At 35.2% G+C, this 16,717-nt stretch carries 13 protein-coding genes and 1 pseudogene; 8 read left to right on the top strand and 6 right to left on the bottom strand.

Annotation, left to right across the window (positions count from 1 at the left end; all coding sequences use genetic code 11):
* Positions 1–3 precede the first annotated feature (3 nt).
* The 4 genes from FDO66_RS10395 to FDO66_RS10410 form a co-directional block, all read right to left on the bottom strand.
* Entirely contained in the window at positions 4–702 is a 699-nt protein-coding gene (locus tag FDO66_RS10395; RefSeq protein ID WP_181444528.1) for a GntR family transcriptional regulator, read from the bottom strand.
* Positions 703–829: 127 nt separating this feature from the next.
* Positions 830–2,260: an NAD-dependent succinate-semialdehyde dehydrogenase gene (locus FDO66_RS10400; protein ID WP_141432586.1), complete on the bottom strand. Its 1,431-nt coding sequence runs from the start codon at positions 2,258–2,260 to the stop codon at positions 830–832.
* Between the two features lie 553 nt (positions 2,261–2,813).
* Entirely contained in the window at positions 2,814–4,451 is a 1,638-nt protein-coding gene (locus FDO66_RS10405) for a M20/M25/M40 family metallo-hydrolase (protein ID WP_141432587.1), read from the bottom strand.
* Between the two features lie 74 nt (positions 4,452–4,525).
* Positions 4,526–5,269: an IclR family transcriptional regulator gene (locus FDO66_RS10410; RefSeq protein ID WP_141432588.1), complete on the bottom strand. Its 744-nt coding sequence runs from the start codon at positions 5,267–5,269 to the stop codon at positions 4,526–4,528.
* A gap of 284 nt (positions 5,270–5,553) precedes the next feature.
* Here FDO66_RS10410 and pruA point away from each other — a divergent pair.
* The 8 genes and pseudogenes from pruA to FDO66_RS10450 all read left to right on the top strand — a co-directional run bounded on the left by pruA (position 5,554) and on the right by FDO66_RS10450 (position 14,815).
* A pseudogene (pruA, locus tag FDO66_RS10415) lies at positions 5,554–7,102 on the top strand (L-glutamate gamma-semialdehyde dehydrogenase).
* A 152-nt stretch (positions 7,103–7,254) separates the two neighbouring features.
* Positions 7,255–8,463, top strand: a complete 1,209-nt coding sequence (locus FDO66_RS10420) for an ornithine--oxo-acid transaminase (RefSeq protein WP_141432589.1) — start codon at positions 7,255–7,257, stop codon at positions 8,461–8,463.
* Positions 8,464–8,671: 208 nt separating this feature from the next.
* A complete protein-coding gene (locus tag FDO66_RS10425; RefSeq protein ID WP_141432590.1) occupies positions 8,672–10,096 on the top strand; it encodes an amino acid permease in 1,425 nt (474 codons plus the stop codon).
* Between the two features lie 430 nt (positions 10,097–10,526).
* The gene (locus tag FDO66_RS10430; RefSeq protein WP_181444533.1) at positions 10,527–11,345 is read left to right on the top strand and encodes a basic amino acid ABC transporter substrate-binding protein; all 819 of its coding nucleotides are present in this window, start codon (positions 10,527–10,529) and stop codon (positions 11,343–11,345) included.
* A 143-nt stretch (positions 11,346–11,488) separates the two neighbouring features.
* Positions 11,489–12,145, top strand: coding sequence for an amino acid ABC transporter permease (locus tag FDO66_RS10435; protein WP_141432591.1), 657 nt, complete (start codon positions 11,489–11,491; stop codon positions 12,143–12,145).
* Positions 12,142–12,864, top strand: coding sequence for an amino acid ABC transporter ATP-binding protein (locus tag FDO66_RS10440; RefSeq protein ID WP_141432592.1), 723 nt, complete (start codon positions 12,142–12,144; stop codon positions 12,862–12,864). The genes FDO66_RS10435 and FDO66_RS10440 overlap by 4 nt, the downstream gene beginning before the upstream one ends.
* A 345-nt stretch (positions 12,865–13,209) precedes the next feature.
* The gene (locus FDO66_RS10445) at positions 13,210–13,974 is read left to right on the top strand and encodes a dimethylarginine dimethylaminohydrolase family protein (protein ID WP_258535696.1); all 765 of its coding nucleotides are present in this window, start codon (positions 13,210–13,212) and stop codon (positions 13,972–13,974) included.
* 223 nt (positions 13,975–14,197) lie between these two features.
* Positions 14,198–14,815, top strand: coding sequence for an NUDIX hydrolase N-terminal domain-containing protein (locus FDO66_RS10450; RefSeq protein WP_141432594.1), 618 nt, complete (start codon positions 14,198–14,200; stop codon positions 14,813–14,815).
* A gap of 168 nt (positions 14,816–14,983) precedes the next feature.
* On the opposite strand, the gene ppnP is transcribed toward FDO66_RS10450, so the two are convergent.
* Both ppnP and FDO66_RS10460 read right to left on the bottom strand, forming a co-directional pair.
* Entirely contained in the window at positions 14,984–15,295 is a 312-nt protein-coding gene (gene ppnP, locus FDO66_RS10455; RefSeq protein ID WP_141432595.1) for a pyrimidine/purine nucleoside phosphorylase, read from the bottom strand.
* Between the two features lie 129 nt (positions 15,296–15,424).
* The gene (locus tag FDO66_RS10460) at positions 15,425–16,672 is read right to left on the bottom strand and encodes an MFS transporter (RefSeq protein ID WP_141432596.1); all 1,248 of its coding nucleotides are present in this window, start codon (positions 16,670–16,672) and stop codon (positions 15,425–15,427) included.
* Positions 16,673–16,717 lie beyond the last annotated feature (45 nt).

The following is a 16,717-nucleotide window of genomic DNA, read 5'->3' on the forward strand; positions in this document are numbered from 1 at the left end:
GTTTTAATAGTCTCTAGTTGGATTTATAATATTAACTATTTTTTCGTCAGTTCTCTCATTTTTTTTTGAACGTCTTTCTACATTTTCTATATGAAATCGAACTGCTTCAGCAGCTTTTTTTGCATTTCGTTCTTTTAATGCTTCGATAATCTTTAGATGTTCTTCGTGTGCTTCTTGAGCACTTTCGGAAAGTGTACCAGAGAGTACTAGATATCTTGTTAATTGATTATGAAGTTGTTCTATAAAATCTTGCAACTTTCCATTTTTAGAAATTTCAGCTATACTCAGATGAAATTGCGAGTCTAACTCTACGTAAGTATAAAGATCTTTTTCCTCAATTGCTTTTTTCTGATTGGTCATTAGCATCTCTAAATGACCAATCATTTCATTGGTTACTAAAGGAGCAGCTTCTTCAGCTGAAAATACTTCGAGTACTTTTCTTAAATTAATATATTGCTGAAAATCTTCAGCGGAAATCACAGCAATACGCGCCATTTTTCCATTTTCCAAGGATACTAACCCATCAAAAGCGAGTTTTGATATAGCTTTTCTTATTGGTGTTCTGCTAATTCCAAGCATAGAAGCAAGTCCTTCTTCCGGTAATGGATCACCTGGCAGAAAATCACCACGAATAATTGCTTTTTTTATTTCTTTGTAAGCACGGTCCGCTAACGTTTCCGATTGTACTAATTTGTTTATCATTGAATAAAACCTCCTTTCTGTATGCTGTATGCTGTATTCTGTATCCGAAATACTCATTCAAAATCATTAATACCACTCTAAAAATCTGAATTCAGCTTTACGATTCACATCATTTTTTTCATGGTTATTACGCCAAATCTAAAGAAACAAATTTGATCTCTAGATAGTCTTCTATTCCATATTTTCCACCTTCACGACCAATTCCAGATTCCTTTACTCCACCAAACGGTGCCTGTGCTACTGTAGGCATCGCATCATTCACTCCGACAATTCCGTAGTCAAGCGCTTCTAATACTCGGAACATTCGAGCTCCATTTTGTGTGAAAATATAAGACGCTAAACCATAAACGGTATCATTTGCTTTTTTAATGACTTCTTCTTCTGTTTCAAATTCAAAGATTGGCGCTACTGGTCCAAATGTTTCTTCATTAGCTATTTTCATATCATTCGTAGCATGAAGTAGAACAGTAGGGTTAAAAAAGTGTCCCTTACTAAACGCTTCTCCCTCTGGCTTTGAGCCTCCATAAATTACTTTTGCTCCTTTAGATACCGCATCCAATACATGACTTTGTGTTTTTTCAATCGCACGAACATTAATTAATGGACCAACGTTTACACCTTCCTCTAATCCGTTTCCTACAACTAGTTGCTCCATTTTCACTTTTAGTCTATTGGCAAATTCTTCAGAAACAGATTTTTGAACATAAATACGATTTGTACAGACACACGTTTGCCCTGCGTTTCGGAACTTACTTGCAATTGCTCCTTCCACTGCTCTATCTAAATCTGCATCCTCAAAAACGATAAATGGTGCATGTCCACCTAACTCCATCGATACTTTCTTCAATGTATCTGCCGATTTGCGAATTAATTCTTTTCCAACTGCTGTAGAACCAGTAAATGTAATTTTTCTAACAACTGGACTGCTCATTAGTACATCGCCAATTTCTCTCGGTTGACCATGAAGTAAATTGATAACTCCATTGGGAATACCAGCTTCATGAAATACTTTTACTACTTCAATTGCAGATAACGGACTTTCCTCTGAAGGCTTTAACACTACGGTACATCCTGCTGCGAGGGCAGGAGCTATCTTTCTAGTAATCATGGCTACGGGAAAATTCCAAGGAGTAATTGCACCTACAACACCTGCTGGCTGACGTAATACCATTAGACGTTTAGACTGGGATGATGCTGGAATCGTATCTCCATATATACGTTTACCTTCTTCTGCATACCAATCTAAATACTCAATCGCTAAACCAATTTCTCCTTTTGCTTCAGAAACGGGTTTTCCCATTTCTTTTGTTACTAACTCCGCTAGACTGTCTACTCTGCCTCTTAAAAGATCTGCTGCTTTTTTTAAATATGTATATCTTTCCTTTGCAGTAAGTTTGGACCAAGACAAAAACGCTTTTTGCGCTGCATCAATTGCTAACTGTGTTTCTTTTTTTCCACCTTTTGCAACACGATCGACTATTGTTCCATCCGCAGGGTTCACTACATTAAAGGTTTCCTTACTTTCTGATTCTTTCCATACACCATCAATATAAAGCATGATTCAAACCACCTTTACTTTCTTTAATGTTGAGTTTCTTATATTGAATCCTGTATACAGGATTCAATATAACTCTATATTATTTGATTATTTATAGTTTTGTTAATAATCTTGTAAGAAATGCTTACAAAGTTTTCATCTTCTCTCTTATTCGAAATATATATACCTATACAAGAAGTTCGCCAATACTCCTGCTAACATTCAACAACATGTTCCTTTTCTAGAAACGAACAAATCGCAAGTGCCTCGATCACCTGAAGTATAATGTTCATTTGAAGAGGGAAAGTATTTTTTACTTTTAGAGGCAAATGGTTATTTTTCACAAGGACTAGGCGCTGGAGCTAGACATCAATAAATAACTTTGAAAGTTATCAATAACCAACCATTTAATAATTTCCTAATCTAAAAAAGCATCGAATGAACATGTCATTCAATGCTTTTAGTTTTGTAGAGCTATTCTATCGCAAATATAAAATCTTTTACCTCATCAAATTATATGATGACAAGCAGTCACTAAATTAATTTTTCTTCAAGCTGCCTAAACGAAGGTTGTTCAATTTGTTACAGCACTTGGAGTTAATAAAGAATTAATACATACCGGCAACATATCCATCAACGTTTCAAATGCATAATCTAGATCTAAACGTTCTGTCCACTGGTGAGCATCAAATCCAACAGGACCCATATTTAATACAGGAACATCAAATAATTCTAATTTCCGTAACGGAACAGAGTATCCTTTATCCCATAATGGCATATTTGCTGTAAGAGATTTCATAGAGTCAACTGGATGTTGTAAACCTACATAACTAAGATCCGAAATACCGTTAAAGTAGTTTATTTTTTCAAATGAAATGTCATGGAATTCATTTGCATATTTCTCCATTTTCTCGACAACGTCTTTTATTAATGGGTGCTTATACGAACTAATAGCCGGATAATACGGAGGTGCAAAGAAAATCACAATCATGGGCGCTAATTCCTTACAAAGGATCGTTAATTTATCTGCAATTTCAATGGTTACCTCTCTATCATCCTTTTCTCCTCTATTATTTAATATTGAAGATTGAATACTATTTACCATCTCAACACCATAGTTTTTAATCGCATAATTCGTTAATTCATCATAAGTTAGGACAGTTATCTTTAAATCAGGAGCACCAAAAGGAGTATATTTAGAAAACTCTGATACTTGCTTTGTATAAGATTCTGTTATTACATTTGCTACTTTTTCTGCTTTATCCCTTAATAAGGAAACAACATCATCCATTGTTTTATCTAAAATAAATAAATTACATAATGTCACGGCACGATGTGGAATTTGAACAGAATACTCTTCTTTAATGCCGTGTTGAATTAAATTGGTTGGAGGTGGTGTAATTTCTCCTTCTACAATGTCACAAAGTTCCGTATTTAATTCAAACTCATCTGTTAATAAAGAAGCCATGTAGTTTGCATTTAATCCGGCAAATGGTTCTCCCACATGGGTTTCTTTTCCATAGCAAAGAAACCCTGGTAATACCTTGCCAATGGTACCTGTGTAAATGTATTTCTTTTGGTCACCCGGATAACGCATAAACATGGGTTCACCATTAAGGACCGTTGTATATTCAAGATTAAATTTGTCTGCCATCTCCAATAAAACAGGTACTGCTGCTCTCATTCCAACAGAATTTACTTCTTCGTCCGGAACGGTTAACAATAGAATATTTCCATCAAAAGCTCCTTCACAAGCTTGTTCAATCATCGCCATATGTAAAGCAAGTCCACATTTCATATCCATAGTCCCTCTGCCAAATAACCAGTTCCCTGATTCTACATCATTTCGGACTTGTTTAGGCAATTCATCCTTTTGTGAGTAGAATATTTGCGTTAATTTTTCAGGATTAAAAGCATCTTCTTTCCATCTTCCATAGTCCTGTACATCGACAACATCAAAATGACTGACAAGAATCACTGTTTTTTTCATATCCGGATTTTTCTTTACTAATCCAGTAACAAAATATCTTCCATCTCCGGTAGGATTTTTCTTTAAGTGCTCAGGATGCTGCTTGAAGTACTCTAGGCTAGATAGCTCACCAATAACAAAATCCGGCAAATAAATTTCTGCCTCAGATCCTGTAATACTAGGGATTTCAACAAGATTGCATAATAGTTTTGTTAATTGCTCTTTTGTTTGCCATTTTAACATGATGCGACCTCCGTTTTCCACATTATGAAATCGATTTCCATTATTGAAATAAAAAATTGGACAGAACCTCGTTTTCACGAAGTTCTGCCAATAGCAATAGAGATTTCATTCGCTGCTTCTTTTACACGATCTATCAAATATAATAAACGTTCTTCTTTCACTCGATAATTTAAAACACCGATACTTAATGCTCCAACAACTTTATGATTGAAGTCCAAGATTGGGGCGGCAACAGATAAAGTTCCCTCCGTTCTCTCACTATAACTTACAGCATACCCCTGTCTTTTTATTTGGAATAACTGCTCTATCAAGCTGTTATACTTATCTGAAGAATCAGGAATCAGCTTATTTACAATAATATCCATTTCTTTTGAATTCATATTCGCTAAAATCGTTTTATTTGCTGCGCCAATATGAAGTGGAATTCGCAATCCTAATTTATCTATAATACGTACATTTGTTGGGCTATCGACCCTCTCAATAATGAGAGCATCTGTACCGTCTGGAATATTTAAATAAATACTCTCCTCGACTTGAAGAGCCAGACGTTTCATCACTTCACGAGCAACCGACCTAAAATCTAACTTTTCAAGTTGACGCAACCCAATCTCAATCCACAAATACCCCAATTTATATTGCTTTGTTTCAGGGTTTTGAAAAACCAGACCATGACGAATAAGAGTATTTAATAATCTATGTGACGTACTAACAGGAAGATGTAATCTTTCTGATATTTCTGAAATAGACCACCATTCTCTATCATTGTTAGAAGCTAATAGTTCAATAATACTTACCGCTCGATCAATCGATTGTACCATAGTTACCTTCATCTCTTTTTATATTTAGAGTATTTTGCACAAAACAAATTTAGCAGAACATATAACATAAATCAACAATAAACTTTAAAAATGGAAGAACATGAAAATTCATGTAAGGAAAATTAACAAAATCTATTGACATATTTTATTAATTATTTAAAAATTAATTTGTAATTCCACATTATAAATCACATTTCCGCATTACGGAAAAATTAAATAAGATTTGAAACTTAACTTCTGACATCCAAATGTAATAAAATTTTCATCATAAAGGAGTGAACCAAATGGTCGTAACTTACTCTCACGAACCATTTACAAATTTTAAAGAAGACCAAAATAAAAAGGCATTTCAGAAATCATTAGAGTTATGTCAATACCCAGCTTGGCAAGCATTATCCACTTGTTATTAATGGGGAAAGAATTGAAACAAGTGAAAAAATCATGTCGATTAATCCTGCTAATAAGGAAGAAGTGATTGGAAGTGTATCGATTGCAAATCAAGAATTAGCGGAAAAAGCCATGCATTCCGCCTTACAAGCTTTCGAATCCTGGAAAAAATGGAAAGTAGAACACAGAGCAGATATCTTATTCAAAGCAGCGGCTATCTTAAGACGAAGAAAGCATGAGTTTTCCAGCTATCTTGTAAAAGAAGCAGGAAAGCCTTGGAATGAAGCAGATGCGGATACCGCAGAAGCTATTGATTTCTTAGAGTATTATGCTCGTCAAGCGCTTGAAATAAAAGACGGAGCTTCTGTGAAAAGTCGTGATGGTGAATATAACCAATATCACTATATTCCACTTGGTGTCGGCATTATTATTTCTCCATTTAACTTCCCGCTTGCCATTATGGCTGGTACAGCTGTTGCGGCGATCGTAACGGGTAATACCATATTATTAAAACCAGCTGATGCAACTCCTGTCGTTGCGGCGAAATTTGTGGAAGTAATGGAAGAAGCCGGTTTACCGAATGGAGTACTCAACTTTATTCCTGGTAAAGGTGAAGTAATCGGGGATTACTTAGTGGAGCACCCAAAAACTAGATTTGTTTCCTTTACTGGTTCTCGTGCAGTCGGATGCCGTATTTATGAAAGAGCGGCAAAAGTGCAGCCAGGACAGATTTGGTTAAAACGTGTCATTGCAGAAATGGGTGGAAAAGACACAGTCGTTGTTGATAAAGACGCAGATCTAGATTTAGCAGCCGCTTCTATTGTACGTTCAGCATTTGGATTTTCTGGTCAAAAATGTTCTGCTTGTTCTCGCGCAGTTATCCATCAAGATGTATATGATGAAGTGTTGGAAAAAGCCGTCGCATTAACAAAAAAGTTATCTGTAGGAAGTCCTGAAGATCTAGAAACCTATATCGGACCAGTGATTCACGAAGCATCTTATGAGAAGGTAATGAAATATATTGAAATTGGTAAACAAGAAGGAAAGTTAGTAACAGGAGGAGAAGGTGATAACTCACGCGGATACTTTGTTCAACCAACTATTTTTGCCGATGTTGATGAAAATGCACGTTTAATGCAGGAAGAAATATTTGGACCTGTTGTAGCATTCTGTAAAGCACGAGACTTTGATCACATGATGCAAATTGCCAATAATACGGAGTATGCACTAACAGGCGCATTACTAACAAAAAATCGTGAGCATATAGAGCGTGCTCGTGAAGAGTTCCATGTAGGAAATTTATATTTTAATCGCGGATGTACAGGCGCCATTGTCGGTTATCAGCCGTTTGGCGGATTTAATATGTCAGGTACAGACTCAAAAGCTGGCGGACCGGATTATTTAATCCTTCATATGCAAGCCAAAACAACTTCTGAAGCATTTTAATCTTATTATTAATATAGGGCATTGTTTATACTTTGTTGAATTTTGAATCATTTAGCGAAAATTTTTTTGACATAAATGATTCAAAATTCGCTTATATCAACATGACTCTTTAACAACGCCTTCATATAAAAAATATTTAAGGAGGAATATCGATGACAAATGAAATAAATCAATCTACAAGAATTATTGAGCAAACCAATCAATTCGGAGCAAACAACTATCATCCACTTCCAATCGTCATTGCTAAAGCACAAGGTGTATGGGTAGAAGATCCTGAAAACAACAGATATATGGACTTATTAAGTGCATATTCTGCTGTGAACCAAGGTCATCGCCACCCGAAAATTATTGAAGCATTAAAACTTCAAGCTGATAAGGTAACCTTAACATCACGCGCATTTCATAATGATCAGCTTGGCCCTTGGTATGAGAAAATTTGTAAGTTGACAAGAAAAAATATGGCTCTTCCAATGAATACTGGGGCTGAAGCCGTTGAAACGGCTATTAAAGCTGCACGCCGCTGGGCTTATGAAGTAAAAGGAATCGCCGAAAATCAAGCAAATATTATCGCTTGCATTGGCAATTTTCATGGCCGTACGATGACAGCTGTTTCTCTATCTTCAGAAGAAGAGTATAAGCGTGGGTTTGGTCCAATGCTGCCTGGATTCCAAAACATTCCTTATGGTGATTTAGAGGCTTTAAAATCAGCCATTACTCCAAATACAGCTGCCTTTATCATTGAACCGATCCAAGGCGAAGCAGGCATCGTCTTACCACCTAAAGGATTTTTAAAAGCAGCATTTGACCTTTGTAAACAACATAATGTGCTCTTTATTGCGGATGAAATTCAAGTTGGATTAGGAAGAACAGGCAAAATGTTTGCTTGTGATTGGGAAGAAATTGAGCCTGATATGCTGATCTTAGGTAAAGCACTTGGAGGAGGAGTATTCCCTATTTCATGTGTAGTTGCTAATAACGACGTGTTAGGCGTGTTTACTCCAGGATCACATGGTTCAACTTTTGGTGGAAATCCTCTTGCCTGTTCGGTTTCCTTAGCTTCCTTAGAAGTACTTGAAGAAGAGAAATTAGCAGAACGTTCCCTTGAGCTTGGTAACTATTTAAAAGAAAAATTACAGTCTATCAATAATAGCAGCATTAAAGAAGTAAGAGGCAGAGGTTTATTCATTGGAATGGAGTTGCACGAAGAAGCAAGACCATATTGTGAGAAGTTAAAAGAAGAAGGATTACTCTGCAAAGAGACTCATCATACGGTTATTCGTTTTGCCCCTCCATTGACTATTTCAAAAGAAGAATTAGACTGGGCAATTGAAAGAATTTATAAAGTATTCAATGAGAAGTAATTAAAAGAAAACTTTCTTTAGTTTTTTTCAATTAAACACCTACAGAAACAACTACATATACTGTAGGTGCTTAATTATTCTGATTTATATTCAGAAAATTGAAAAGAATGAAATACGATAAAACGAATTTATAGTCATCAAGAAATTTACTCATTTAAAAAAGTCTTTAAAATGACGGATATTTTTTAAATAAAGTTTATGGAGGGAAATGATGAGCAGCTATAAGCAATATGAATTACAACGCACAATGAAAAGCAGGCATCTTTTTATGATCGCGTTAGGTGGAGTCATAGGGACTGGATTATTTTTAGGATCAGGTTTTACCATTAGTCAAGCTGGACCTCTTGGTTCTATTTTAGCCTATATTCTTGGCGGATTTTTAATGTATTTAGTCATGTTATGCCTTGGAGAATTAGCAGTTATTATGCCTGAACCTGGATCATTTCAATCTTATACAACGAAATATTTAGGGCCTTCTACGGGATTTATGGTTGGCTGGTTATATTGGTTTGGTTGGGCCAATACTGTGGGGCTGGAATTTACTTCCGCTGGTATTTTAATGCAAAGATGGTTTCCTGATGTTTCTATTTGGGTTTGGTGTTTAATTTTTGGCAGTATCACCTTATTAGTCAATGTGGTGTCTGCACGAAGCTTTGCTGAAACTGAGTTTTGGTTTTCAAGTATTAAAATAGCAGCAGTCGTCTTATTTATTATAATCGGTCTTGCTGCCACGTTCGGGATTATTCATTTCCAAGGAAATGAAGCAGCTCCTTTTTTATCAAATTTTACAACTGATCTTGGTTTATTTCCGAATGGTATGACCGCTGTGCTTCTTACATTAGTGATGGTGAGTTTTTCATTTCAAGGTACAGAGCTTGTTGGAATTGCAGCAGGAGAAAGTGAAAATCCAGAAAAAACAATTCCTAATTCTATACGAAATATTATTTGGAGAACATTATTTTTCTTTGTGCTAGCCATGTTTGTACTAGCAGCTATTATTCCCTATAAGACAGCAGGTGTTGCTGAAAGTCCTTTTGTGGCTGTACTTGATAAAATAGGGATTCCTTTTGCTGCAGATATTATGAATTTTGTCATATTAACGGCTGTATTATCGGTTGCGAATTCTGGGTTGTATGCAGGTGCTAGAATGTTATGGTCACTTTCAAAAAGTGAAATGGGACCCTATCGCTTAGCGAAATTATCAAAAAAGGGTGTACCCATAAATGCCTTGCTTATTACCTTTGCAGTTGCTTCATTTTCTTTAATGACAAGTTTCTTTTCAACAGACACAGTATATTTATGGTTAATCTCTATTGCTGGAGTGGGAACCATTGTTTCGTGGATGTGCATTTGTGCTTCTCAATTCTTCTTTCGCAGACGTTTTATTAAAGAAGGCGGCGATATTAAAGATTTAAAATTTAAAGCACCTTTGTTCCCTATTGTTCCAATCCTTGGCTTTTTATTGAATGGGCTTGTCTTAATGAGTCTGTTCTTTATTCCAGATCAAAGGGTTACTTTATATGGGGGAGGAATTTTTATTGCACTCTGCTATTTGTACTATCATTTTAATATCAAGAAAAAGAGAAAAATCCAAGAAAATGAGAGCACTGCTAGTAAGACTAATGTTCGATAATATTAGATTTTAAAGATTATATTTGCACCAAGGAATGAGACCCAAAAACAAATATCTTTCAGTGAATATTAATAAGAAAAGCGCGGGGTTCCCTTGCTTATCGACGTAAAGTGCTGGACTGAATCGAGTGAGATAAAGGAAACATGAAGAGCGAAGCGGTTCGATGTTGACTTATCGTAGGAAGAAGAAACGCTGCTTAAAAATGGGTGAATCATCATGGACTTACATATTACGAAATTACATCAAGCCCTATTGAAGGTAGGGAAGTGATTATCTCTGAAATAAAGTATGGGTTAGTGTAAGTGGAAGAACCTCCGCAATAGATGAGTTAAAACTTGCTCTTTTTTCTAATGAAGTATTCCTTTCAATTAATCTTGTTTGTGATTTAATATTTTAATAATGTATTTAAAATCAGGAGGAAGTTATGATTATGAAGAAGTTTTCTATATTAACACTAGTGCTTATTTTTACCTTAATCCTTTCTGCGTGTGGAACAAGCAAGAATGGCAGTGAAGATGAAGCTAACGGCGGAACAGAATCTAAAAAGACATTAAGAGTGGTGACAGAAGCAACTTTTGCACCATTTGAATACATAGATAAAGGCGAAATTGTTGGATTTGATGCCGACCTTATTAAAGCCGCAACGAAAGAGGCAGGTTACAAATATGAGCTTGTACATGTTGGATTTGAACCAATGTTTGTAGAGATAAAAGATAAAACGGCTGATATTGGTATTGCAGCAATTACCATGACTGATGAGAGAAAGCAAACGTATGATTTCTCAGTCCCATACTTTTTATCAACGCTTAAAATTTTAGTTCCAGAAGGAAGCAATATTAAAAGTGCTAAAGATTTAGCAAATAAAATCGTTGCTGTTCAAAATGGAACGACTGGACAAGCTGCAGTTGAAAAACTATTAGGAAAAAACAATAAAAATATTAAAAAGTTTGAAAACAACAACCTAGCAATTATGGAATTACTTAACGGCGGAGCGAATGCTGTTGTAGCTGATAATACAGTTGTGGATGAATATGTAAAAAATAATCCAGATAAAAAACTAAATGTAATTGAAGATAAAGGCAACTTTGTTTCAGAATATTATGGATTAATGTTTCCAAAAGGCAGCGAATTAAAAGCAGATTTTGATAAAGCCATCAACACACTTTACGAAAATGGAACTTATGCAGAAATTTACACAAAATGGTTTAAAGCAGATGCTGATATAGAGAATCTAAAAGCACATCAATAAAAAGCTTTGAAAAATAAAACGATTTTATGAAACGCAGGCAGTAAGTTCTTATTCTCTCTGCGTTTCATAAAAAATTTAAAATCGTAAAACGATGTAACTACAATAGAAGAATAATGTCATTTTTAGTTTAAGGGGAGAAGTAGATGGATTTTCAAATAAGTATTATTGTTGAGTATGCTCGATTTTTTTTAAATGGAACCATGCTTACAATTGGGTTATCACTGGCTGGGATATTAATAGGAACAGGTTTAGGACTGTTAATTGGCTTAGGGAAAATATCGAGAAATAAAATACTTGCTTTTCCTTTTATTTGTTATATTACTTTCTTTCGCGGAACCCCCTTACTGGTGCAAATATTGATTGTACATTTTGGAGTCGTTCCATTATTCACTGGTCAAACAAATGGAATTGCAGCTGGAATTATTGCTTTATCCCTAAATGCCGCAGCCTATATAGCAGAGATCTTTAGAGCCGGAATTCAATCCATCGATCGAGGACAAATGGAGGCAGCTCGCTCTCTTGGGATGAACCATATACAGGCAATGAGATATGTAATCTTGCCACAGGCTTTCAAACGAATGATTCCTCCGCTTGGAAATGAATTTATTGTGTTATTAAAGGATTCTTCTTTGGTCTCAATCGTAGCAGCTCCAGAGCTAATGTATTGGGCGAGAGCCATGGGTGCACAATACTTCCGTGTATGGGAACCCTACCTTACTGCCGCTTTTATTTATCTAATTTTAACACTTGTTTTAAGCTTCCTGTTACATCGACTTGAAAGAAGGTTGGCAACTGTATGATTAAAGTTGAAAATGTAAAGAAGTCCTTTGGTGAAAATGAAGTATTAAAAGAGATTAATACGGAAATACAAGCGAAAGAAGTAGTCGTCGTCATAGGCCCTTCAGGTTCAGGAAAATCTACTTTTCTCAGGTGTATTAACCGATTAGAAGAAATTACAGCTGGACGGATTCTTATTGAAGGTGTCGATATTACAGATAAAAAAACAGATATTAATCGAATTCGAACAGATGTTGGAATGGTTTTTCAGTCCTTTAATCTTTTCCCCCATATGACAGTGAATGATAATATTATTCTTGCTCCTACAAAAGTTAAAAAAGTAGATAAAGAGGCAGCGAAGAAAAAGGGATTGGATCTCCTTCGCAAAGTAGGCTTAGAGGATAAGGCACATGTATATCCTGATTCTTTATCTGGAGGACAGAAGCAAAGGGTTGCGATTGCAAGAGCACTTGCGATGGAACCGAAAATCATGCTATTTGATGAGCCAACTTCAGCGTTAGATCCGGAAATGGTTGGAGAAGTACTTGAGGTCATGAAGCAGCTGGCTAAAGAAGGAATGACGATGGTGGTCGTCACTCACGAAATGGGGTTTGCACGAGAAGTAGGCGACCGTGTTATTTTTATGGACGGTGGATATATTGTAGAGGAGAACACCCCAAATGAATTATTTGGAAACCCTCGTGAAAATAGAACCATATCCTTTTTAAGCAAGGTGCTTTAGAAAAAATAGTTAGTACTTAAATAAGATGGATATAAGAAGGAATGGCATTTTTCTTTTAGTTGTTTTTCAAAAATACGCCTACAGCAACAAATACTACTTATGTCTGTAGGTGCTTATTTACCTAATTTATTTTCAGAAAATTTAGAAGAATAAAAATACATCAAGATAAATAAATATTCATTCCTAAATGAATTCACCCTTAAGTGATTCAAAATAAATCTATTTACAATTCAAAGTTTTAGAAGGGAACAGATAGTAATGATAGAAAGTGGAAAGCTTTTTAAGGCAAGCTGCAATAACGAATATAATAAACTCAAGCATGTAGTGGTATGTCCACCCAAATTTATGAAAATCAAACAAGCGATTAATGAGACTCAAAAGCAATATCTTTCAGAGAATATTAATCAAGAAATTGCTTTAAAGCAGCATGAACAATTTGTAAAAGTACTTCAGGACAATGGCGTAGTGGTTCATATGCTTCCCCCTGATGAACGCTATAACGAGCAGGTTTTTACAAGAGATATTGGCTTTTGTTTAGGTGAAACCTTATTTATTGGAAATATGGAAAGTGCTATACGCAAAGGAGAAGAATCGGTACTTAAAAACTGGCTAAATCATCATAGGTTTACATATAGAGAAATTACATCAGGTCCTATTGAAGGCGGGGATGTTATTATTTCCGAAAATAAAGTATGGGTTGGTTTGAGTGGAAGGACCTCTCAAGAAGCAATTGATGAATTAATAAAGACTCTTCCTTCTTTTGAAGTAATTCCGTTGTCACTAAATAAAGAGATTCTTCACCTTGATTGTGTATTTAATGTGATTTCACCAAATACGGCGATTATTTATACAAATGCTTTCTCCGAAGATTCTCTTACATTAATAAGAAATCATTATAACTTAATTGAGGTTGACAAAGAAGAACAATTTTCAATGGGGCCAAATATTCTGTCACTTGAACCAGGGAAAATGCTAAGTCTTCCTCAAAATGTACGAATGAATACACAACTGCGAAAAGCTGGATTTCATGTGATTGAAGTTGATTTTTCAGAAATTATTAAATCCGGCGGTTCCTTTCGCTGCTGCTCATTGCCGATCTTACGAGTGTGAAATTTTTGATGAAATGACTGAGTGTCCTAAAAGTATATCTTTTAGGCACTTTTTTGTGTAAAAAAAGAAGAAAATTGATCCTTTTACCAGATCAGCTTTAGTATTAATTGTTGCTCATACTGCTCACCTTTGTTTTAATTCAGCAAAAATTGTAAGATTATGTTAAGCAATCTATTAATATATTTATTTTAGAAAACAAAATACATAAAAGGGAGGAATCAATATGGAACCAAAGTGGCTTAGTTGGGCTAAGCAATTGCAATCAATCGCGCAAGCAGGATTGGAATACTCCAAAGATAAGTATGATATCGAACGATTTCAACAAATTAGGAATCTATCAGTTGAGATTTTGAGTGAATATACCGGGATAAGCAATGAAAAAATACAAGACTTATTCTGCAATGAAACTGGATATCAAACACCTAAAGTAGATATACGAGGAGCTATTTTTAAAGAAGATAAAATATTGTTAGTTAAAGAAAGCATTGATGGCTGCTGGTCCTTGCCTGGTGGATGGGCAGAATTTAATCTATCAATAAAAGAAAATATCGTAAAGGAAGCAAAAGAAGAGGCTGGATTAAATGTAGTTCCAAAGAGATTAATAGCTGTATTAGACAGAAATAAGCATAATGAGCCTGTAACTGCCTATGGAATTTACAAGATATTCGTACTTTGTGAGATGATAGATGGCAGATTTGAAAAAAATATAGAAACGGATGAAAGTGGTTTCTTTTCTATAGCAGATTTACCACCACTATCTGTAGGAAGAGTGACAAAAAAACAAATTGAAATGTGTTTTGAGTCCAAATCAAATGACAACTTTTTACCTATATTTGATTAAATCTAACTTCTAATAATACACAGAGAGCACTCTCTATGATTAGGAGTGCTCTAGTAGTCAAAGTACGTCATGATTCATTTTCTTCATTATATACAATCACAAAAAATCAATGGTAATAATTGATTTCATTCATTTCACATTAGGGTCCCATCTAAAAATACAAACAAATTAAGCAAGATACGAACAACAATAATCCACAACATCATGAACGATCAATTGAAAGCTTTCATTACTAGGAACATAAAATACTCCGCTTCCATCCACTTCTTTCCAATCATCTCCATGCAACTTAAAAGATAGTTTCCCTGAAATTATTCTCATTTCTTCTTTACTAGTTGTAGAAAATGTATACTCGCCAGGCAGCATAATGCCGACTGTCTTTTTCGTTTGATCAGGAAAAATAATGGTTCTGCTAGTGACCTTTCCCCCAAAGTAAATATTTGCTTTTGGCAAAAGTGTAACATTCTCGTATAGATTCATATTAGGATACCTTCCATTTTTAAAAATTCCAATCAGTAATAATGTAATCGAGCTAGGTAGACTGCTCAACGCTTAGAAGCTGATTGCTTATCTATTTATATACACATTTAAAATGGATTAGTCAAACTATTATGAAGTCTTCTTTCCTGACTTAACTACATATAACATATAAAAAATAGCATATACACAGCCTATTAAAGATAAAACGGTTCCCCATTTATATACAGTCTGTCCGCCATAGGCATACATCGCCCAGCCGCCACCAAAATTGCCAATTACTCCTGCAATTCCAGCAAATACTGCTGAAAACAAAGCTTGTCCTGTTGCCCTTAATTTTGCTGGTATGATTTCAGCCATGTATCTAACGGACGCTGATAGTAAAAGAGTAAAAGTAAATGCCTGTAATATTTGCATAATCACAATAATTTCAGGAGACGGAATAGAGAAATATAAAAACCATCTTAATGAATATAGACATGATGCAGCTATCAGAATCGGCAGCGGTTTGTATCGTTCTAGTATTTTACCAAACGCTAAAAACACAAGTCCCTCCATCCCTGCTGCGGTCATCCATGATAGTCCAATGATCTGCTTAGATGCTCCCAGTGTGGAGAGGTAAATGGTTAGTAAGTTTAAATTTAGCTGATGCGGAATAGAAACAATAAGAACAAATACTAAAAACATTATAAATTTACCATTTTTGAGTAAAACATAAATGTCTTTTCGTTCAAATTTATTTCCTTTTTGTATAGGTTCAAATGTCTGATAAGAGAAAAAAAAGATTAGTGCCATAAAAAAGACATACACATAAATCAATTGAGATAGTTCGATCATGATAAGCAGATAACCTAATCCTAAAGATGCGACCGCAAAACCAACTGATCCCCATGCTCTTAATGAACTAAAACTCACCTTATGGTAAACACTTATTTTAACATTCATCGAATCATTCAATGGCATGATAGATGTAAAGAAAAACATAAGCAGTGCCATTAAGAAAAAGGTTGGATAAAAGCCTTTCGCCATAAACACTCCGACACATAAAACCGTACTGCATAACGTTAACATTAGAATGGTTCGTCTAATGGAATTTATACGATCAGCTACAATCCCCCAAAAGGGCTGCGCAAAAATGGAAACCAGTGGGCCAGCCGCCAATATAAATCCTATTTCCTTTGTGTTTAAACCACGTTCATGAAAATAAAGAGGGAGATAAGATAGAATAATGCAGTAGCTTGCCCAGAAAAAGAAGTTTTGCCCCCTTATGTAAATGAGCGATTTCTCGTTTGACTTCTGCAGCTGACTTATAGAATATTGAATTTGTGACATGGTTACACCGGACTTTCCATTAATTTTTCGGAATACTTCCCAACTCAAACGTTTTGCTGTTTCTTCTTGAAATGTTCATTTTGAAATTTGTTT

This window comes from Bacillus sp. 03113 (assembly GCF_006546985.1).
Classification (GTDB): domain Bacteria; phylum Bacillota; class Bacilli; order Bacillales; family Cytobacillaceae; genus VATK01.